The 20,086-nt window shown below is 73.5% G+C and carries 15 protein-coding genes and 1 pseudogene; 13 read left to right on the top strand and 3 right to left on the bottom strand.

Going from position 1 to position 20,086, the window contains the following annotated elements; translation table 11 throughout:
* Positions 1-13: 13 nt before the first annotated feature.
* The 6 genes from PV343_RS38520 to PV343_RS38495 all read left to right on the top strand — a co-directional run bounded on the left by PV343_RS38520 (position 14) and on the right by PV343_RS38495 (position 6,231).
* The gene (locus PV343_RS38520; RefSeq protein WP_319151703.1) at positions 14-310 is read left to right on the top strand and encodes a hypothetical protein; all 297 of its coding nucleotides are present in this window, start codon (positions 14-16) and stop codon (positions 308-310) included.
* A 57-nt stretch (positions 311-367) separates the two neighbouring features.
* On the top strand, positions 368-1,183 hold the full coding sequence (locus PV343_RS38515; protein WP_319151702.1) for a TlyA family RNA methyltransferase: 816 nt from the start codon (positions 368-370) through the stop codon (positions 1,181-1,183).
* Positions 1,180-2,085, top strand: coding sequence for an NAD kinase (locus tag PV343_RS38510; RefSeq protein WP_319151701.1), 906 nt, complete (start codon positions 1,180-1,182; stop codon positions 2,083-2,085). The genes PV343_RS38515 and PV343_RS38510 overlap by 4 nt, the downstream gene beginning before the upstream one ends.
* Positions 2,086-2,190: 105 nt before the next feature.
* Positions 2,191-3,933 (top strand): DNA repair protein RecN, encoded by a 1,743-nt coding sequence (gene recN, locus PV343_RS38505; RefSeq protein WP_319151700.1) that lies wholly within the window; start codon positions 2,191-2,193, stop codon positions 3,931-3,933.
* Positions 3,930-4,697, top strand: coding sequence for a hypothetical protein (locus PV343_RS38500; protein WP_319151699.1), 768 nt, complete (start codon positions 3,930-3,932; stop codon positions 4,695-4,697). Before recN ends, PV343_RS38500 begins: the two co-directional genes overlap by 4 nt.
* A gap of 406 nt (positions 4,698-5,103) precedes the next feature.
* Positions 5,104-6,231 (top strand): glycosyltransferase family 4 protein, encoded by a 1,128-nt coding sequence (locus tag PV343_RS38495; RefSeq protein WP_319151698.1) that lies wholly within the window; start codon positions 5,104-5,106, stop codon positions 6,229-6,231.
* Between the two features lie 21 nt (positions 6,232-6,252).
* On the opposite strand, the gene PV343_RS38490 is transcribed toward PV343_RS38495, so the two are convergent.
* The 3 genes from PV343_RS38490 to PV343_RS38480 all read right to left on the bottom strand — a co-directional run bounded on the left by PV343_RS38490 (position 6,253) and on the right by PV343_RS38480 (position 11,278).
* Positions 6,253-7,914: a PucR family transcriptional regulator gene (locus tag PV343_RS38490; RefSeq protein ID WP_319151697.1), complete on the bottom strand. Its 1,662-nt coding sequence runs from the start codon at positions 7,912-7,914 to the stop codon at positions 6,253-6,255.
* Between the two features lie 68 nt (positions 7,915-7,982).
* Positions 7,983-9,365 (bottom strand): FAD-binding oxidoreductase, encoded by a 1,383-nt coding sequence (locus tag PV343_RS38485; protein ID WP_319151696.1) that lies wholly within the window; start codon positions 9,363-9,365, stop codon positions 7,983-7,985.
* 110 nt (positions 9,366-9,475) lie between these two features.
* Positions 9,476-11,278 (bottom strand): glycoside hydrolase family 15 protein, encoded by a 1,803-nt coding sequence (locus PV343_RS38480; protein WP_319151710.1) that lies wholly within the window; start codon positions 11,276-11,278, stop codon positions 9,476-9,478.
* A gap of 534 nt (positions 11,279-11,812) precedes the next feature.
* Between PV343_RS38480 and PV343_RS38475 the strand changes: the two genes are divergently transcribed.
* The 7 genes and pseudogenes from PV343_RS38475 to PV343_RS38445 all read left to right on the top strand — a co-directional run.
* Positions 11,813-13,462 (top strand): CTP synthase, encoded by a 1,650-nt coding sequence (locus PV343_RS38475; protein ID WP_319151695.1) that lies wholly within the window; start codon positions 11,813-11,815, stop codon positions 13,460-13,462.
* Between the two features lie 115 nt (positions 13,463-13,577).
* Entirely contained in the window at positions 13,578-14,204 is a 627-nt protein-coding gene (locus PV343_RS38470) for an NUDIX hydrolase (RefSeq protein WP_319151694.1), read from the top strand.
* Positions 14,205-14,367: 163 nt separating this feature from the next.
* A complete protein-coding gene (locus PV343_RS38465) occupies positions 14,368-16,434 on the top strand; it encodes a tetratricopeptide repeat protein (protein WP_319151693.1) in 2,067 nt (688 codons plus the stop codon).
* A gap of 137 nt (positions 16,435-16,571) precedes the next feature.
* Entirely contained in the window at positions 16,572-17,696 is a 1,125-nt protein-coding gene (gene ald, locus PV343_RS38460; protein WP_319151692.1) for an alanine dehydrogenase, read from the top strand.
* Between the two features lie 414 nt (positions 17,697-18,110).
* On the top strand, positions 18,111-19,244 hold the full coding sequence (locus PV343_RS38455) for a ParA family protein (protein ID WP_319151691.1): 1,134 nt from the start codon (positions 18,111-18,113) through the stop codon (positions 19,242-19,244).
* Entirely contained in the window at positions 19,229-19,786 is a 558-nt protein-coding gene (locus tag PV343_RS38450; RefSeq protein WP_319151690.1) for a hypothetical protein, read from the top strand. Before PV343_RS38455 ends, PV343_RS38450 begins: the two co-directional genes overlap by 16 nt.
* A gap of 38 nt (positions 19,787-19,824) precedes the next feature.
* A pseudogene (locus PV343_RS38445) lies at positions 19,825-20,086 on the top strand (hypothetical protein); the annotation flags it as partial.

The following is a 20,086-nucleotide window of genomic DNA, read 5'->3' as shown; positions in this document are numbered from 1 at the left end:
GTAGCGTCTGGGCATGAGCGAGTCCGCGTCCGAGGAAGAGGCCGTACCCGAGGCGGGGGCCGAGCACGCCCCCGTGACCGAGTACGACCCCGCCGCCCCGGCCCCCCTGAACGTCCCGCGCACGCCCACCGGGAACGCCGAGGTCGACGCCGGGCTCGAGCGGCTGGCCGACACCGACCACCTCGCCACCGACGGGCACCTCGAGGTGTACGAGGATGTCCACCGGGGGCTGCGCGACGCGCTCACCGCGCTCGACGCCCGGCCGGGGCCTCCGGCGCCCGCCGGCCGCCCGGCAGCCGCCCCCCGATGAGACCCTCCGGGTCCCATGTTCGATCTTCGTACCACCAGAGCAGGAGCTGAACCCACCGTGGCAGGAGTCGCACGCCGCCGTCTGGACGCGGAGCTGGTCCGCCGGAAGCTCGCGCGCTCGCGCGAGCACGCGAGCCAGCTGATCGCCGCCGGGCGGGTCACCGTCGGCAGGACCGTGGCGACGAAACCGGCCACCCAGGTGGAAACCGCGGCGGCGATCGTGGTCCAGGCCGACGACAGCGATCCGGACTACGTCTCCCGGGGCGGCCACAAGCTGGCCGGCGCCCTGGCCGCCTTCGGGCCCGAGGGCCTGGTGGTCGAGGGCCGGCGCGCGCTGGACGCCGGCGCCTCCACCGGCGGTTTCACCGACGTGCTGCTGCGCGCGGGCGCGGCGCAGGTGGTCGCGGTGGACGTCGGATACGGCCAACTCGCGTGGTCTCTGCAGAACGATGAACGCGTCATCGTCAAGGACCGTACGAACGTACGCGAGTTGACGCTTGAGGCGATCGATGGGGAACCTGTGGATCTTGTCGTGGGCGATCTGTCCTTCATCCCGCTCGGGCTGGTGCTGCCCGCCCTGAAGCGGTGCGTGAAGCCGGACGCCGACCTGGTGATGATGGTCAAGCCGCAGTTCGAGGTGGGGAAGGAGCGGCTCGGCAGCGGGGGTGTCGTACGGAGTCCGCAGCTGCGGGCGGAGGCCGTGCGGGGAGTGGCCGAGAAGGCCTGGGAGCTGGGGCTCGGGGTGCGGGGGGTCACCGCGAGTCCGCTGCCCGGGCCCTCGGGGAACGTCGAGTACTTTCTCTGGCTGCGGGCGGGGGCACCCCAGGTGGACCCGGCCGACGTCGACCGTGCAGTGGCGGAGGGGCCGCGTTGACACAGAACCGAGCGCGTACTGTTTTCCTGCTCGCCCACACCGGGCGGCCCGCGGCCATCCGCAGTGCGGAGCTGGTGGTCAAGGGGCTGCAGCGGCACGGCATCGGGGTGCGGGTGCTGGAGGAGGAGGCGCGCGACCTGCCGCTCCCCGACGAGGTGGAGCTGGTCAAGGAGGCGACACCGCAGTGCCTCGACGGCTGTGAGCTGCTGATCGTGCTCGGCGGCGACGGCACGCTGCTGCGCGGCGCCGAGTTCGCCCGGGCCTCCGGCGTGCCCATGCTCGGCGTCAACCTCGGACGGGTGGGGTTCCTCGCCGAGGCCGAGCGGGACGACCTCGATCGGGTGGTCGACCGGGTGGTGGCGCGGTCGTACGAGGTCGAGGAGCGGATGACCGTCGACGTCGTCGTGCACCGCAACGGGGACATCGTGCACACCGACTGGGCGCTGAACGAGGCGGCCGTGCAGAAGGCCGGCGCCGAGAAGCTGCTGGAAGTCGTGCTGGAGATCGACGGCCGGCCGGTGACGGGGTTCGGGTGCGACGGGATCGTGTTGTCCACGCCCACCGGGTCCACCGCGTACGCGTTCTCGGCCGGGGGCCCCGTGGTGTGGCCCGAGGTGGAGGCGCTGCTGATGGTGCCGATCTCCGCGCACGCGCTGTTCGCGAAGCCCCTGGTCACGTCGCCGGACTCGGTGCTCGCCGTGGAGGTGCTGCCGCACATCCCGCCCGGGGTGCTGTGGTGCGACGGCCGGCGGACCGTCGAGCTGCCGCCCGGGGCACGGGTGGAGGTGCGGCGCGGGGCCGTGCCGGTGCGCCTGGCCCGGCTGCACCACGCCTCGTTCACGGACCGGCTGGTCGCGAAGTTCGCGCTGCCCGTCTCCGGGTGGCGGGGGGCGCCGCACTAGGCCGTCGTGCGGCAGACGGGACTTTGCGGACACGGCCTGGTGCGCCGGACCCGCTCTCCCGGGTGACATGGGCGGGCCATGTGCGCTCGCCGCCCCGGACCTCGTATGGTCTGTTCCGTGTTGGAGGAGATGCGGATACGGTCGCTCGGGGTCATCGACGATGCCGTCGTCGAGTTGTCACCGGGGTTCACCGCCGTCACCGGTGAGACGGGTGCGGGCAAGACCATGGTGGTCACCAGCCTCGGGCTGCTGCTCGGTGGGCGCGCCGACCCGGCGCTCGTGCGGCTCGGCGCGGACCGGGCGGTCGTGGAGGGGCGGATCTCCGTCCCCGCGGACGCCGCCGCGGTCGTGCGCGCCGAGGAGGCCGGGGCCGAGCTGGACGACGGCGCCCTGCTGATCAGCCGTACCGTTTCCGCCGAGGGCCGCTCCCGGGCGCACCTCGGCGGGCGCAGCGTGCCGGTCGGGCTGCTGGCCGAGCTGGCGGACGACCTGGTGGCCGTGCACGGGCAGACCGACCAGCAGGGGCTGCTGAAGCTGTCCCGGCAGCGGCAGGCACTGGACCGGTACGCCGGTGACGCGGTCGCCGTGCCGCTCGCCAAGTACACCGAGGCCTACCGGCGGCTGCGGGCCGTCTCCGCCGAGCTGGAGGAGATCGTCACCCGGGCGCGCGAGCGCGCCCAGGAGGCCGACATGCTCCGGTACGGCCTGGAGGAGATCGCCGGCGTGGAGCCGCGGGCGGGGGAGGACGCGGAGCTGGCCGAGGAGGCGGAGCGGCTCGGGCACGCCGAGGCGCTGTCGTCGGCCGCCACCGCCGCTCACGGCGCTCTCGCGGGCGATCCCGAGGACCCCGAGAGCATCGACGCCTCGATGCTCGTCGCGGGCGCGCACCGGGCCCTGGAGGCCGTCCGCGGCCACGACCCGGCGCTCGCCGCCCTCGCCGACCGGATCGGTGAGATCGGCATCCTCCTCGGTGACGTGGCCGGTGAGCTGGCGGGGTACGCCGACGACCTGGACGCCGACCCGCTGCGGCTGGCCGCCGTGGAGGAGCGCAGGGCCGCCCTCACCGCCCTCACCCGCAAGTACGGCGACGACGTCGACGCCGTTCTGGCCTGGGCCGAGCAGAGTGCCGCGCGCCTGACCGAGCTGGACGGCGACGACGAGCGGATCGGCGAGCTGACCGCCGAGCGCGACGCGCTGCGCACCGAACTGGGCGGACTCGCGCAGGCGCTGACGGACGCGCGGACCGAGGCGGCCGAACGCTTCGCCGCGGCCGTCACGGCCGAGCTGGCCTCCCTGGCCATGCCCCACGCGCGCGTGTCCTTCGACCTCCGGCAGCAGGACGACCCGGAGGGCGTGGAGGTCGGCGGGCGTGCGGTGGCCTACGGGCCCTCGGGCGTGGACGAGGTCGAGCTGCTGCTCGCGCCGCATCCGGGCGCGCCGCCGCGGCCGATCGCCAAGGGTGCCTCCGGCGGTGAGCTGTCCCGGGTGATGCTGGCCGTGGAGGTCGTCTTCGCCGGGACGGACCCGGTGCCGACGTACCTGTTCGACGAGGTGGACGCCGGTGTCGGCGGCAAGGCCGCGGTGGAGATCGGCCGGCGTCTGGCGAAGCTCGCCAGGACCGCGCAGGTGGTCGTGGTCACCCACCTGCCCCAGGTGGCGGCGTTCGCCGACCGTCAGCTACTGGTGGAGAAGACCAACGACGGCTCGGTCACCCGCTCCGGCGTGAAGGTCCTGGAGGGCGAGGAGCGGGTCCGGGAGCTGTCCCGGATGCTGGCCGGCCAGGAGGACTCCGAGACCGCCCGGGCGCACGCCGAGGAACTGCTCGCCACCGCACGCGCGGACCTGTGAGGCCGGCCCCCGGGCGCCCGGGCCGCAGGTCCCGCTCGTTCCTGCTGGCCGCCGCACTCACCGGGGCGGGCCAGGCGCTGCTGCGCGCGACCGCGCCCGGTGGCCGCGGTCGCTGGGAGCGGACGAACCACGCGGGGCGGACGGTCGGGCTGTACGCCGGGCCCGCCTCGGCGCTGGGCACGGCGGTGGCGGCCGCCCGGGTCCGTCCGGCCGCCGGGCTCGCCGTGCTGGCCGCCGGGGTCTGCGGCGGCTACGACGACGTGGCCGGGGACGACCGGCGCGGCTTCCGGGCGCATCTCGGCGCGCTGCGGCACGGCGAGGTCACCAGCGGGGCGGTCAAGCTGTTCGGGATCTCCGCGGCCGGGCTGGCGGCGGGGTGCGTGCTGAAGGAGCGGCCCGTCGACAGGGTGCTGGCCGGTGTCGTGATCGCCGGGGCCGCGCACTTCGTCAACCTGGTCGACGTACGGCCGGGGCGGGCGGCCGGCGCGGTGCTCGCGCTCGGGGCGCCCGGGCTGGCGCGTGGCGGGCCGGGCGCGGAACTGGCGGCGGTGGCCCTCGGCGGGGCCGCGGCCGTGCTGCCCGGGGACCTCGGCGAGCGCGTGATGATCGGTGACGCGGGCGCGCACGCGGTGGGCGCGGCGCTCGGGGTCGCCGCGGTGGCGTGCAACCGGCGCGCGGGACTGCTGGCGCACGCCGCCGCGGCGGTCACGGCCGCGGTGTACGGCGACCGGGTGAGCGCGTGGGCGCGGGCTGTGCCCCTCTGACCTCGCGGTAAGGGCCGGGGCGGTACGGGAGGTGCCCGACTGTCCCTCACTCGTACGGGTGACATGCTCCGGCGCGCTGACCCGGGCCGCCGCGCTGTGCGCCTCCCCGGATTTCCCGGAGGGGGCGTAGTTGCTGGCATGCTTGGCAGGGACAGCAGGGCGGGTGGCGGGTCGAACGCTGCGCGGGTGGCGGGTCGAACGCCGCGCGGGTGGCGGCTTCAACGCCGCGTGGGTGGCGGGTCGAACGCGGTACGGGTGGCGGATTCCACGCGGTGTGTGCGGCGGGCGTGCCCCGTGCGGGCTGCGCGTGGCACGTCCGTACGCCCCTCTCCGCCCGGCACCACCCGCTACCTTCTGTACGTCCCTTGTGACCCGCCAACGCCGAGTCAGGAGCCCCGGGAGCCCCGTGAGCAGCAACGCACCGCACGGTCAGTCGCCGCTGCGCACCGTGCAGGTGCTGGGCGGGGGCAACGCCGGCAGCAGCGCGCACGTACGCTCCCTGGCCGAGGGGCTCGTCGCCCGGGGCGTGCGGGTCACGGTGTGTGCCCCCGACGAGGCCGATCACACCTACGACTTCACCGGCACCGGCGCCGACCACGTGCACGTGCCGCGCAGCAGCGATCCGGCCTCGGTGGCCGCGCTCCGCGCGGCCTGCGCGGACGCCGACCTGGTGCACGCGCACGGCCTGCACGCCTCCTTCCGCGCCGTGCTCGCGCTCGGCGGGCGCCGCACCCCGCTCGTGGTCACCTGGCACAACCGGGCCCGCGCGGAGGGCGCGCGGGCGCACCTGCTGCGGCTGCTGGAGCGGCGCGTGGTGCGGACGGCCGCCGTGGTGCTCGGCACCACCTCGGACCTGGTGGACCGGGCCCGCCGGACGGGCGCGCGCGACGCCCGGCTCGCGGCCGTGGCCCTGCCCGGCGGGCGCCGGCCCGTCGACCCGGACGACCCCGACCGGCTGCGACCCAAGATCCGCGCCGAACTCGGCGCCACCGGACGCCCGTTGCTCATGGCCGTCGGCTCCCTGGACCAGCAGCGCGGCTACGACGTGCTGCTGGACGCGGCCCGGTCCTGGCGGGACCTCGACCCGGTGCCGCTGGTCGTCGTCGCGGGGGAGGGGCCGCTGCGGCCGGTGCTGCAGCGGCGGATCGAGGACGAGGAGCTGCCGGTGCGGCTCGTCGGGCTGCGCGAGGACGTGCCCGAACTGCTCACGGCCGCCGACCTGGCGCTGCTGACCAGCAGGTGGGAGTCGCGGTCCGTGCTCGCCCAGGAGGCGCTGCACGCCCGTGTCCCGCTCGTCGCCACGCGCGTCGGCGGGATCCCGGACCTGGTGGGCGATGCCGCCGAACTCGTCCCGCACGACGACCCGGAGGCGCTGTCCGAGGCGGTCGTCCGGCTGCTGGCCGACCCCGGGCGGCGGGAGCTGCTGCGGGAGCGGGGCGTGCGGCAGGCGGCGACCTGGCCGACGGAGGACGAGACCGTCGCCCAGGTGCTCAGCGTCTACGACGAGTTGACCCGGCCGACACCGATGGCCTGAGCCCGCCGCCGCGCCGGGTCCTCAGGCCCCCGTGCCGGGCACGTGCCGGCGGGCCCGCAGGGCGAGGCTCAACGCCAGTACGGTCTGCGGGTCGTCGAGGTCGGTGCCCAGCAACTCCCCGATGCGGGCGAGGCGGTTGTAGAGGGTCTGGCGGTTGAGGTGCAGCTCGCGCGCGGTCTCCGCCTTGCGCCCCGCGTGCGCCAGATAGGTCTCGAGGGTGGGCAGCAGCGGCGGCTTGGAGCGGTGGTCGTGGTCGCGCAGCGGGCCGATGGCGCGCTCCACGAACGCGGCCAGGTCCGGGTGGTCGCGCAGCCGCCACAGCAGCAGGTCGATGTCGAGGCGCCGGGCGTCGTACCAGGGCCGGTCGGTCAGGCCCTGGGCGGCCGTCGCCGTCTCCGCCGCGTGCCTCAGCCCCGCCGAGGCGGCCGCCCAGCCGCCGGCCACCCCGACCACCACCACCGGCGGAGGCGCGCCGGGCCGCCGCATCCCGGCTCGTTCGACGCCCGCCCGCAGCGCGGCCGCCACCCGGTCGGCGACCGCCGACCGCTCCGTCTCCGAGCGCAGCCCGAGCAGCACCGGCACCCGGCCCTCGACCGGCCGCACGCCGAGCAGCACGGGTACCCCCACGGCCGCCAGCTCCTCCGCGACCGCGCGCGCGAGCACCGCCCACCCCCCGCCCGGCGAGAGGGAGTCCCCGACCCGCATGACGACCGGCAGCAGCGGGCCGTCGCCGGGCTTGAAGCCGAGCACCCGGGCCTGTGCCGGGGCGTCCTCCGCGGTGATGCGGCCCTCGGCCAGGTCGGTGAGGAAGTCGCCGCGCCCCCGCGCCGCCAGTTCCTCCTCCTGTCGGGCCTGCATCAGCACCACGGCCAGGATGCCCGCGGCCCGCTCGGCCGCGATCCGGTGCACCGGGGCCAGCGGGGAGCGGACCGGCAGCAGCACCAGCCGGGCGCGCACCGCACCCGGACCGCCGCCGGGCCCGCCGCCGGGCACGTCCACGAGCACCGAACCGGCGGGCGGCGGCGCGTCCTTGTGCGGATGGCGCAGCCCCTCCCACACCTGCAGCGGATCGGCGCCCTCGGGACCGGCCCCGGCCGCGTACAGCAGCCGGCCGTCCGACGCCTCCAGGAACACCGGGTTGCCGCTGAAGTCGGCCAGGATGCCCAGCACCTGCGGCACCCCGCCGCCGCCCAGCAGGGCCTCGGTGCACCGCCGGTGGACCTCCTCGGCCCGCTGGAGCAGCGCGTAGTGGCCGTTGACGATCTCGGTGTGGATCTCCTCGGTGACGGTCACGAACGGCACCTCGCGGTGCAGCTGGACCAGCGGCAGCCCCGCGCCGCGTGCGGTGTCCACCAGGGCGGCGGGCAGCCGGGTGAAGCGCGGGCCCAGCTCCACCACCAGCGCGGCGATCCCGCGCTCGGCGAGCGTGCGCACGAACGCCCGCTGGTCGGCGGGGCGGGTGCCCAGTCCGTACCCCGTGGTGAGCAGCAGTTCGCCGCCCTTGAGCAGCGAGGCGATGTTGGGCACCTCGCCGGCGTGCACCCAGCGCACGGTGCGCCCCAGCCGGTCGGCCCCGGCCAGGATCTCCGGTAGCCCGCTGCGCAGTCCGGGCAGTTCGAGCGCCCGCTGAACGGTGATCCCGGCGCCCTGAGTGGCGAATCTGCTCTCCGTGCCGCTGTCCATGCAGCGGACGCTACCTGCGCAAACGCCCGGACGACAGATCGGGACGCCGGCCGGGCCGGGTGCGCGGCCTAGACCGGACGGATGTTGTGGTTGAAGCGGAAGACGTTGTCGGGGTCGTACCGGCGCTTGACCTTCTCCAGCCGCAGCAGGTTCCCGGCGCCGAGCCCCGCGCGCACCCGCTCGCCGCCCTCCTCGCCGATGAAGTTCAGGTACACCGCGCCCGTGCTCCACGCCCGGACGGCCGCGCGCACCTCCCGCACCCAGGCGACGGCCCGCTCGTCGTCGGCGGGGTCCTCCCAGACGGCGAAGGGGTGGACCGCCCAGGCCGCGTCCCGGTAGGGGACCGGGTACTCGTGCGGACCGGCGGCGATCGCGCCCCCCTGCGGGAACAGCAGGTGCTGGGTGGAGGTCGGCACCGGCATGGTCTCGGCGCGGCCGCAGAAGGCGTCCACCGCCTCGTCGGGCAGGCCGGTGAGGTACTCCGCCGACCAGTAGTTCCGCTGACCGGGCGGATCGTCCAGCATGCACTGCAGGTCCACGTAGGGCATGTCGCCGACCAGCGCCGCCTCGTGCGGCAGCGCCAGCAGCGGCTGGGCGAGCTTGCGCAGGTCGTCCTCGCCGCCCGCGCAGGTCAGCAGCCCTGCGCACACCAGCTTGCCCACCTGCTCCGGCGGTACGAACTCCTCGGGCGGGCCGGTCAGGTACAGCACCGCGCCGCTCACCTCGTCGGGGCCGCTGCCGATGATCTCGCGGAAGATGCGGACCACGTCCTGGCCGTACCGCGGCTCGAACAGCAGCAGGGCGATGGCGAACTCGGGGAGTTCGTGGAGCTTCAGGGTGATCGCCGTGGCGACGCCGAAGTTGCCGCCGCCGCCGTGCAGGGCCCAGAACAGCTCGGGGTTCTCGTCGGCGCTGGCGTGCACCCGCTCCGCGTCGGCGGTCACCAGCTCCACGCCGAGGAGGTTGTCGACGGCGAGGCCGAAGGTGCGGTCGAGCCAGCCGGTGCCGCCGCCGAGGACGAAGCCGCCCACGCCGGTCGTGGAGGCCCGGCCGCCGGTGGTCGCGAGACCGTGCGGCTGGGTGGCCCGGTCCAGATGGCTCATCGTGGCGCCGCCCCCGACCCGCACCGCCTCGGCCGCCGGGTCGACGGTCACCTGGTGCATCCGGCGCAGGTCGACCACCAGCGCGCCGTCGCCCAGGGCCGTGCCGGCGACGCTGTGCCCGCCGCCGCGCACCGCGATCGGCAGGTCGAGCTCCCGGCCGAACCGCACCGCGCGGACCACGTCGGTCGCGTCCGCGCACTGGGCGATCACGGCAGGGCGCCGGTCGATCATGGCGTTGAAGACCTCGCGGGCCTCGTCGTAACCCATGTCCCCGGGAGCGAACACGTCGCCGACCAGATCCTCGCGGAGCGCCTCGAGGGCCGCGCCCGCCTTCGAAGGGGAAGCCATGGCCGCCCCCTTTCCGGAAAGGGGGGATGTGTCCGGTCCCAGCCTAGGCGCGGGCACTCCCGGGAGCGCGGGGAACCGGTTCCCCGCGCTCCCGGGTGCCTGGGCCGTGTCTAGCCGCCGTACGCCCCCGACGCCGTCAGCCGCAGCGCGGTGTCGATCAGCGGCACGTGGCTGAAGGCCTGCGGGAAGTTGCCGACCTGGCGCTGCAGCCTGGGGTCCCACTCCTCGGCGAGCAGACCGAGGTCGTTGCGCAGCGCCAGCAGCTTCTCGAACAGCTTGCGGGCCTCGTCCACCCGGCCGATCATCGCCAGGTCGTCCGCCATCCAGAAGGAGCAGGCCAGGAAGGCGCCCTCGTCGCCCGGCAGGCCGTCGACGCCCTCGCTCTCACCCTCGGTCGGGTAGCGCAGGATGAAACCGTCCGGGGTGGACAGCTCGCGCTGGATCGCCTCGATCGTGCCGATCACCCGCTTGTCGTCCGGCGGCAGGAAGCCCATCTGCGGGATCAGCAGCAGCGAGGCGTCCAGCTCCTGGGAGCCGTAGGACTGGGTGAAGGTGTTGCGCTCCTTGTCGTAGCCCTTCTCGCACACGTCCCGGTGGATGTCGTCGCGCAGTTCCGTCCAGCGCTCCAGCGGGCCGTCCGCGTCACCGGACTGGATCAGCTTGATGGTGCGGTCCACCGCCACCCAGGCCATCACCTTGGAGTGCACGAAGTGCCGGCGCGGCCCGCGCACCTCCCAGATGCCCTCGTCCGGCTCCTGCCAGTGGTCCTCCAGGTAGCGGATCAGCTTCAGCTGGAGCAGCGAGGCGTAGTCGTTGCGCGCCAGGCCGGTCATGTGGGCCAGGTGCAGGGCCTCGGTGACCTCGCCGTACACGTCGAGCTGGAGCTGGTGCGCCGCGCCGTTGCCGACCCGCACCGGGGCCGACCGCTCGTAGCCCGGCAGCCAGTCCAGCTCGGCCTCGCCGAGCTCGCGCTCGCCCGCGATGCCGTACATGATCTGCAGGTTCTCGGGATCGCCGGCCACCGCGCGCAGCAGCCACTCGCGCCAGGCGCGGGCCTCCTCGCGGTAGCCGGTGCGCAGCAGCGAGGACAGGGTGATCGCCGCGTCGCGCAGCCAGGTGTAGCGGTAGTCCCAGTTGCGGACGCCGCCGATGTCCTCGGGCAGCGAGGTGGTGGGGGCCGCGACGATGCCGCCGGTGGGGGCGTAGGTCAGCGCCTTCAGGGTGATCAGCGAGCGGACCACCGCCTCGCGGTACGGACCGTGGTACGTGCAGTGCTCGACCCAGTCGCGCCAGAAGGTCTCCGTCGCCTCCAGCGACTGCTCCGGCTCCGGGAGAGCCGGCGGCTCCTTGTGCGAGGGCTCCCAGGAGATGGTGAACGCGATCCGGTCACCCGGGGCGACGGTGAAGTCGGCGTAGGTCGTCAGTGCCTTGCCGTAGGTCTCGGCCTCCGTGTCGAACCACACGGAGTCGGGTCCGGCGACCGCCACCGTGCGGCCCTCGTGCTTGTGCACCCAGGGCACCACCCGGCCGTAGGAGAACCGCATGCGCAGGGCGGAGCGCATCGGCACCCGACCGGTGACGCCCTCCACGATCCGGATCAGCTGCGGGGCGCCGTCACGCGGAGGCATGAAATCCGTCACGCGCACGGTGCCGCGCGGGGTGTCCCACTCCGACTCCAGGATCAGCGAGTCGCCGCGGTAGGTGCGCCGCGCCGCGGTGGGCGGCGGGGAGTCGGCCGCGTGCGCCGGGCCGAGCCGCCAGAAGCCGTGCTCCTCGGTGCCCAGCAGGCCGGCGAAGATGGCATGCGAGTCGAAGCGGGGCAGGCACAGCCAGTCGACTGTGCCGTCCCGGCAGACCAGGGCAGCGGTCTGCATGTCTCCGATGAGTGCGTAGTCTTCGATGCGCCCGGCCACGTGCAACTCCAGTCGAACGGCCACGTCACCCCCGCGCAGGGGGGCTGTCGCTAGTGCGGTCAAGGGGGTCGTTGTTGTGCGTCGTTGAGCGGTGAAGCAAAGCAGCCCGCCGAGCCCTGAGGCAAAACGACAGTCCTAGCTCAACGAACTGCCGCGCTCTCGTTGTTCCGGCTGATGGTGGCGGGGGTGTGCCGTCTTTCCGGCCGGGCTCGGCAGCGAATGTCCGAGCAGGATACGACGCACGTAGATGATCCGCGTGCCGCTCCGGACAACCTGTGTGGGCCGAACGAGTGAGCGGGCGATGATGACCATGTGACCGACGCGTGCCGTGACGGCGCGTGTGCCCGGCGTCGCGTGTCGGTCCGGACGCGGAGCGTGGCCGGAAGCCATCCCGGCCAGGCGCTGTTACGCTGGTAGCCCGTGGACCGGTGGGAGAGACAAACCCCCGAACCGCAGCGACGGCGCCCCCGGAAGCATCCGGACCGGCAGCCGCCCCGCACGACAGCCAGCGACCACGGGAGCCCCCTCTTGGCCATGCCGCCGAAATCTACGACGACCAAGCACATCTTCGTCACCGGGGGTGTCGCCTCCTCGCTCGGCAAGGGCCTCACCGCCTCCAGCCTGGGCATGCTGCTCAAGGCCCGCGGACTGCGCGTCGTCATGCAGAAGCTCGACCCGTACCTGAACGTCGACCCGGGCACGATGAACCCCTTCCAGCACGGTGAGGTGTTCGTCACCAACGACGGCGCCGAGACCGACCTGGACATCGGCCACTACGAGCGCTTCCTCGACCGTGACCTGGACGGCTCCGCCAACGTCACCACCGGTCAGGTCTACTCGACCGTGATCGCCAAGGAGCGGCGCGGCGAGTACCTGGGTGACACCGTGCAGGTCATCCCGCACATCACCAACGAGATCAAGCACCGCATCCGCCGGATGGCGACCGACGAGGTGGACGTCGTCATCACCGAGGTCGGCGGCACGGTCGGCGACATCGAGTCGCTGCCGTTCCTGGAGACCGTCCGCCAGGTCCGCCACGAGGTCGGCCGGGACAACGTCTTCGTCGTGCACATCTCGCTGCTGCCGTACATCGGCCCGTCCGGCGAGCTGAAGACCAAGCCGACCCAGCACTCCGTCGCCGCGCTGCGCAACATCGGTATCCAGCCGGACGCGATCGTGCTGCGCTGCGACCGCGAGGTGCCGACCGCGATCAAGCGGAAGATCTCGCTGATGTGCGACGTCGACGAGGCCGCCGTGGTGGCGTGCCCCGACGCCCGCTCGATCTACGACATCCCGAAGACCGTGCACGGCGAGGGCCTGGACGCGTACGTCGTCCGCAAGCTGGACCTGCCGTTCCGCGACGTGGACTGGACGACCTGGGACGACCTGCTCGACCGCGTCCACAACCCCGACCACGAGATCACCCTCGCCCTGGTCGGCAAGTACATCGACCTGCCCGACGCCTACCTGTCGGTGACCGAGGCGCTGCGCGCCGGCGGCTTCGCCAACAGGGCCCGCGTCAAGATCAAGTGGGTCACCTCCGACGACTGCAAGACCCCGGCCGGCGCCAAGGCGCAGCTCGGCGACGTGGACGGCATCTGCATCCCCGGCGGGTTCGGCGAGCGCGGTGTGACCGGCAAGGTCGGCGCCATCCGCTACGCCCGCGAGAACAAGATTCCGCTGCTCGGCCTCTGCCTGGGCCTGCAGTGCATCGTGGTCGAGGCCGCCCGCAACCTGGCCGACATCCAGGACGCCAACTCCACCGAGTTCGACCCGGCCACCGCCCACCCGGTCATCTCCACCATGGCCGAGCAGATGGACATCGTCGCCGGCGAGGGCGACATGGGCGGCACCATGCGGCTCGGGATGTACCCGGCCAAGCTGGCCGAGGGCTCCATCGTCCGTGAGGTGTACGACGACAAGGAGTACGTCGAGGAGCGGCACCGCCACCGCTACGAGGTGAACAACGCCTACCGCGCGGAGCTGGAGAAGAAGGCGGGCATCCTGTTCTCCGGCACCTCCCCGGACGGCAAGCTCGTCGAGTACGTGGAGTACCCGCGCGACGTGCACCCCTACCTGGTCGCCACGCAGGCGCACCCGGAGCTGCGCTCGCGGCCGACGCGCCCGCACCCGCTGTTCGCCGGCCTGGTGAAGGCGTCGGTCGAGCGGAAGATCGCCGAGTAACGCACCGGTTGTACGGTGGCCGGGGTGCGCACCTTCGACGGTGGGCACCCCGGCCTTCGTACCCCGGCTTGCGTACCGGGCCGGATTCTCGCCTGCGTGTGTGGAAGGACAGGGCATGACGATCAAGGACACCCCCGAGGAGTGGGAGATCCGCGCGACGGAGACCCCCTTCACGGGCAACAAGACCTCCGTGCGCACGGACGACGTCGTCATGCCCGACGGCTCCGTGGCCCGCCGTGACTACCAGGTCCACCCCGGCTCGGTCGCCGTCCTCGCCCTGGACGAGGCGGACCGGGTCCTGCTCATCAACCAGTACCGCCACCCCGTGCGGCACAAGCTGTGGGAGATCCCGGCCGGCCTGCTGGACGTGCCCGGCGAGAACCCGCTGCACGCCGCCCAGCGCGAGCTGTACGAGGAGGCGCACGTCAAGGCCGAGGACTGGCGGGTGCTGACCGACGTCTACACCACCCCCGGCGGCTGCGACGAGGCCGTGCGGATCTTCCTCGCCCGCGATCTGTCGGAGGCCGAGGGCGCTCGCTTCGAGGCGGAGCACGAGGAGACCGACATGGAGCACGCGCGCGTGCCGGTCGACGAGCTGGTGCGCCGGGTGCTGGCCGGGGACGTGCACAACAACTGCCTGGTGGTCGGGGTCCTCTCCCTGGTGGCCGCCCGCGGCGGGGACGGCGAGGACGCCCTGCGCCCGGCCGACGCGCCCTGGCCCGCCCGCCCCTTCGCGTCCTGACGCCACCCACCCACCCGTTGGTGTGACCATCGCCTGATCCGATCGGGCGACCTGCCCGCCGCGCTCCTCACGGAACGTCGCAGAGCGTGAACTAGGCTCTGGAAACGCCCGTACCGGGAAGACCCGGCGGGGTTGCGCGTGCGGTGGGACGGGAGTGTGGCCCGTGGCGGATCAGGCGGTGGACACGGACGGAGCGCGGCTGTCCGCGCCCGGGACCGCGGAGGACCATTTCCTGGGCCGCACGCGGGAGTTGAAGGAGCTGCGGGCCGACATCGAGCGCGCGGGCCTGGACACCCTGTCCGGCCGCAAGGCCCCCCGCGCGCGCGTGCTCCTGATCGCGGGCGCGCCCGGCTCCGGCCGGACCGCGCTCGCCGCGGAACTCGCCCGGCAGGTAGCCGAGCGTTACCCCGACGGAGTGCTGCGGGCCCGGCTCAGCGAGCCCGACGGCACCCCCGTACCCGTCGAGCACACCGCACGCGAACTGCTCGCCGCCCTGGGCGTGCGGGCCCCCGCCGGGGCCGCCGAGGACGAGCTGACCGAGGCGCTGCGCGCCGCACTCGCCGGCCGGCGGGCCCTGCTCCTGCTGGACGACGCGGCCGGCGCCGAGCAGGTCGACGCGCTGCTGCCGGACGCCCCCGACTGCCTCGCGGTGGCCGTCTCCGGCGGGCCGCTCACCGGCATCGCGGACGTCCGCCCGTGCACCCTGGGCGGCCTCGACACCAAGTCCGCGGTGGAACTCCTCACCCGCCACACCGGCTCCGTCCGCATCACCGTCGACCCGCGCTCCGCCGAGAGCCTGGCGGAGGCCTGCCAGGGCCGGCCCGCCGCGCTCAACCTGGCCGGCGGCTGGCTCGCCTCCCGGCCCCAGGCGGCCGTCTCCGACCTCGCCAAACGGATGCACGCCGACCTGGAGGACGGCGCCGACGGCAGCCCGCTGACCCGGATCTTCCGACTCGTGCACGACCAGCTCCCCGGTCAGGCCGCCCGGACGCTGCGGCTGCTCCACCTCGCCCCGGCCGGCCTCGTCGACCCGCACACCGCCTCGGCCCTGGCCGGCTGCTCGGTGGGCGCCGCGCGCGCCGCCCTGGACGACTTCGTCGCCCTCGGCCTGCTGCGCGCGGTCGACTCCCCGCTGCCCGAGTACGAGGTCCCCGGCTGCCTGCACCCCCTGATGCGGTCCCTCGCCGAGAGCCTGGAGCGCCCGGCGGAGCTGCAGCTCGCCACCGCCCGCATGCTGGAGCGGACCGTACGGCTGCTGCAGTCGTGCCGGCTGATCACCGAGACGGACAGCCCGCAGGCCCGGGACAAGCTCCAGGAGATGCCCCGGGCGCTGCGCTTCCCCACGCCCCGGGCGGCCGCCGACTGGCTCCGGGTCCGCAGGCCCGCCCTGCTGGCCGCCGTCCGCCTGGCCGTGGCCGACGGGGAGCTGGACACCCTCGCCCGCAGGCTGATGTCCCAGCTGGTCAGGGCCATGGCCGCGCACGTCGGCACCCAGGCGGCCGCGGCCGACCTGTACGGGGTGCACGGCCTGGTCCTGGACGTCGCCGAGCGGCGCGGACTGCACCGGGAGAAGGCCGCCGCCCTGCTGAACCTGGGCGATCTGGACGCCCAGACCGGCCGCACGCGGGCCGCGCTGGCCCGCTACCGGGCCGCTCTGGACGCCGGACGCGAGGCGAACGACCCGTACGCCACCGGCCGCGCGATGGAATCCGTAGGAGGCGCGCACCAGGAGCTGGGGGACTACGACCGGGCCGCCGACTGGTTCGGCCGGGCCCTCGCCGAACGGCTGGCCCGGGGCGAGCGCCCGGAGGCCGCCCGGCTGTACGGCCGCATCGCCACCGCGCACACCTACGCGGGCCGCTACGGCGAGGCGCTCAGGAACTGGCGGGCGGCCGCCGCCGGGTACCGCAAGAACGGCGATGTGGCCGGGCACGCAAGGGCGTTGAGCGAGGTGGCCCGGGTACAGGAGTACGCGGGCCGGCCCACCGAGTCGCTGCGCACCTGCCAGGAGGCGGTGGAGTGGGCGCGGCGTGCCGAGGACGTCCGGCTGCAGGCCGCGCTGCAGCTCCGGCTGGCCGACACCCTGGACCGGCTCGGCGACCCCACCTCCGCCCATCTGCACCGGGCGGCGGCCGAGCGCATGCTGGGTGAGGAACGTCCGGAGGACGACTCCAGCCCCCAGCAGGACGCTACGGCCTGCGAAATCCGTACCGCATCCGAAGAAGATTGATGCAATGAAAGGCTAGACAGCCGGAACACCTTCATTAAACTGGCTCTGCCGCTCGTTCTCCGGCGGTGTCTCCCGGTATGCCGCCGCATGTCTGGGTACGTCTGTAATGCACCCCCCTACCCTCTGAGCCAAGGACCGTGATCGACGTGAAGGTCGGCATCCCCCGCGAGGTCAAGAACAACGAGTTCCGGGTGGCCATCACCCCCGCCGGTGTGCACGAGCTGGTGCGCAACGGCCACCAGGTCGTCATCGAGCGGGGCGCCGGCCTCGGCTCCTCGATCACGGACGAGGAGTACGTCTCCGCGGGTGCCGGGATCCTCGACACCGCCGACGAGGTGTGGGCCGCCGCCGACCTGCTGCTGAAGGTCAAGGAGCCCATCGCGGAGGAGTACCACCGCCTCCGCAAGGACCAGATCCTCTTCACCTACCTGCACCTGGCCGCCTCCAAGGAGTGCACGGACGCGCTCATCGAGTCCGGCACCACGGCCATCGCCTACGAGACCGTCGAGCTGCCGAACCGCGCGCTGCCGCTGCTCGCCCCGATGTCCGAGGTCGCGGGCCGGCTGGCCCCGCAGGTCGGCGCCTACCACCTGATGCGCGCGGCCGGCGGCCGTGGCGTGCTGCCGGGCGGCGTCCCGGGCGTGACCCCGGCCAAGGCCGTCGTCATCGGCGGCGGTGTCTCCGGCTGGAACGCCACCCAGGTCGCCGTCGGCATGGGCTTCGACGTGACCCTGCTCGACCGCGACATCAACAAGCTGCGCGAGGCCGACAAGATCTTCGGTACGAAGGTCAAGGCGATCATGTCCAACTCCTTCGAGCTGGAGAAGGCCGTCCTCGACGCCGACCTCGTCATCGGCGCGGTCCTCATCCCGGGTGCCAAGGCCCCGAAGCTGGTCACCAACGAGCTGGTGGCCCGCATGAAGCCCGGAAGTGTCCTTGTCGACATCGCGATCGACCAGGGCGGCTGCTTCGAGGACTCCCGTCCCACCACGCACGCCGAGCCGACCTTCGAGGTCCACAACTCGGTCTTCTACTGCGTCGCCAACATGCCGGGCGGTGTGCCCAACACCTCCACCAACGCCCTCACCAACGCGACGCTGCCGTACATCGTCTCCGTCGCCAACAACGGCTGGGTCGAGGCGCTGCGCCGGGACGCCGCGCTCGCCAAGGGTCTCAACACCCATGACGGCAAGGTCGTTTACAAGGAGGTCGCCGAGGCCCACGGCCTGGAGCACGTGGAGCTCGAGACGCTGCTCGGCTGAGCCGTCCTGCCTGGTGAGTCGCTAAGTCACCGGCAGCCAAAAGGCGATTCGTCAACACGGTTCGTCAACGACACACACCCGGCCGGACCTTGCCCGACAAGGTCCGGCCGGATGTGTGTATGGTCACTTTGCGGCTCTCGGCCAACTCGCCTCGAACGTAACCCTTCGACCGATTCGCACACCGGTGAAACCTGCTGTGCGACGGCCTTACGCCCTTGACAGCGGGATGTTTCATTGCCGACACATCCTGCCGGGTCCGGCGGATTGTGTTGCTGCGGACCGCCGACACGCCATAGAGTCGCCAACCGTCGGCATGGTGCCACGCTGACCTTGTCTAGAAGTTTCCTGGTCACCAAGGAGGTAAGACGACTTGTGAATGAGTCGACATTTTCTCCCGGGGGTGGTCAACCAGGAATGCCTGTACGGGGCCAGGGCTCCGGGGGATTCGAGGCTGTCGGCTCCGTCGCAGTGCGCACCTTCGCAGCCCACCAGAGTCCCGGGCCGAAGACGGTCCGGACAGCACACCAGAGCATGGATGGCCATCACGTGAACGCCATGGCCGGCGACGGAAGTGGCGCGCCCCACAACCACTTCGCCGACTACGACGAACTGCCCGAGGGGCACTTCTACGACCCCGACGCCGAGTACGAGCCCGATCCGGAGTACGCGGCCACGCTCGCGCCCGACGCGGCCCGCCAGCGCCGTGAGCGCATCGGTCCGACCGGACGCCCGCTGCCGTACTTCCCGATCCCGGGCCCGCTGACCGACCACGGCCCCGCGAAGATCATCGCGATGTGCAACCAGAAGGGCGGCGTCGGCAAGACGACGTCGACCATCAACCTGGGTGCCGCGCTCGCGGAGTACGGCCGGCGCGTGCTGCTCGTGGACTTCGACCCGCAGGGCGCGCTGTCGGTGGGTCTGGGTGTCAACCCGATGGAGCTCGACCTCACGGTCTACAACCTGCTCATGGAGCGGGGCATGTCGGCGGACGAGGTCCTGCTGAAGACCGCGGTCCCCAACATGGACCTGCTGCCGTCCAACATCGACCTGTCGGCGGCGGAGGTCCAGCTGGTCTCCGAGGTCGCCCGCGAGTCGACCCTCCAGCGGGCCCTGAAGCCCCTGATGGACGACTACGACTACATCGTCATCGACTGCCAGCCCTCGCTCGGCCTGCTCACCGTCAACGCGCTGACGGCCGCGCACAAGGTGATCGTGCCGCTGGAGTGCGAGTTCTTCGCGCTGCGCGGTGTGGCCCTGCTGACCGAGACGATCGAGAAGGTCCAGGAGCGGCTCAACCCCGAGCTGGAACTGGACGGCATCCTCGCCACGATGTACGACTCGCGCACCGTGCACAGCCGTGAGGTGCTCGCGCGTGTCGTCGAGGCGTTCGACGACCACGTCTACCACACGGTCATCGGGCGCACCGTCCGCTTCCCGGAGACCACGGTCGCCGGTGAGCCGATCACCACGTACGCCTCCAACTCCGTGGGTGCCGCCGCCTACCGCCAGCTCGCCAGGGAGGTGCTCGCCCGGTGTCACGCCGAGTGAGTCTGCCGGGGGCCGACGAACTCTTCCGTACGACAGGGGGGACTGCGCTCCAGCCGTCCACGCCCCGGCGCGGGGCGGGCGGTGAGGCCCGGGTGCCGGCTCCCGCGGGGGAGAGCGACGACGTGGCGGCCGCCGAGGACGCGCCGCCGTCGGTGCCCGTGCAGGGCGGTGACGGCGAGGGCGCGGAGCATGTGGCGGCGGAGGCGGAACCGGCGGAGACGGGCGAGTCCCGGACCCGGCCGGCCCGGCGCCAGGCGGCGCAGGAAGGTTCTTCTGCCGCCGCTGCCCAGCAGCCCCGCAAGCGGGGCCGGGCGGCGGCCCGGCGGCCCAGCGGGCGCGAGCGGCACGACGAGAAGATCACGGTATACGTCTCGGCCGAGGAGCTCATGGACCTCGAGCACGCGCGACTGGTGCTGAGGGGCGAGCACGGGCTCGCCGTCGACCGCGGCCGGATCGTCCGCGAGGCGGTCGCGGTGGTCCTCGCCGATCTGGAGTCCCGAGGGGACGCGAGCATCCTGGTCCGGCGGCTGCGGGGTCGGTAGTCCTCCCGGCGGCCGTCAGGCGGTAGCCTGCGACGGCCATGACCTCGAACGACGCTCCCGCCCCCGGCCCAGGCGCCGGCCGCAGGCGCGCCCTGGGCCGAGGACCGGGCACCACCCGCCCCGACCCCGCGGCCCCGTCCGCGGACCCGCGGGACCCCACCGGGCACGAGCCCGCACCGCAGCCCCGGGCGACAAGCCCGGAGACCGACGTACAGCCGTCCCCGCCCCGGCAGCCCGCGCCCGGCCACGACCACGCGGGCACACCCGCGCCGGCGCTGGAGCCCGCGGAGAGGCCCACGG

Source organism: Streptomyces sp. WI03-4A (genome assembly GCF_033792105.1).
GTDB classification, from domain to species: domain Bacteria; phylum Actinomycetota; class Actinomycetes; order Streptomycetales; family Streptomycetaceae; genus Streptomyces; species Streptomyces collinus_A.
The sequence above is the reverse complement of the archived record's forward strand: the minus strand, read 5'-3'. Positions and strand labels throughout refer to the sequence as shown.

What these genes read in the sequence shown, in the direction of transcription:
- PV343_RS38520 (WP_319151703.1), top strand. Translation starts at nt 14, where the DNA reads ATGAGCGAGTCCGCGTCCGAGGAAGAGGCCGTACCCGAGGCGGGGGCC.
- recN (WP_319151700.1), top strand. Translation starts at nt 2,191, where the DNA reads ATGGTCTGTTCCGTGTTGGAGGAGATGCGGATACGGTCGCTCGGGGTC.
- PV343_RS38490 (WP_319151697.1), bottom strand. Translation starts at nt 7,914, where the DNA reads ATGGACAGCGGCACGGAGAGCAGATTCGCCACTCAGGGCGCCGGGATC.
- PV343_RS38485 (WP_319151696.1), bottom strand. Translation starts at nt 9,365, where the DNA reads ATGGCTTCCCCTTCGAAGGCGGGCGCGGCCCTCGAGGCGCTCCGCGAG.
- PV343_RS38475 (WP_319151695.1), top strand. Translation starts at nt 11,813, where the DNA reads ATGCCGCCGAAATCTACGACGACCAAGCACATCTTCGTCACCGGGGGT.
- PV343_RS38470 (WP_319151694.1), top strand. Translation starts at nt 13,578, where the DNA reads ATGACGATCAAGGACACCCCCGAGGAGTGGGAGATCCGCGCGACGGAG.
- PV343_RS38455 (WP_319151691.1), top strand. Translation starts at nt 18,111, where the DNA reads ATGCCTGTACGGGGCCAGGGCTCCGGGGGATTCGAGGCTGTCGGCTCC.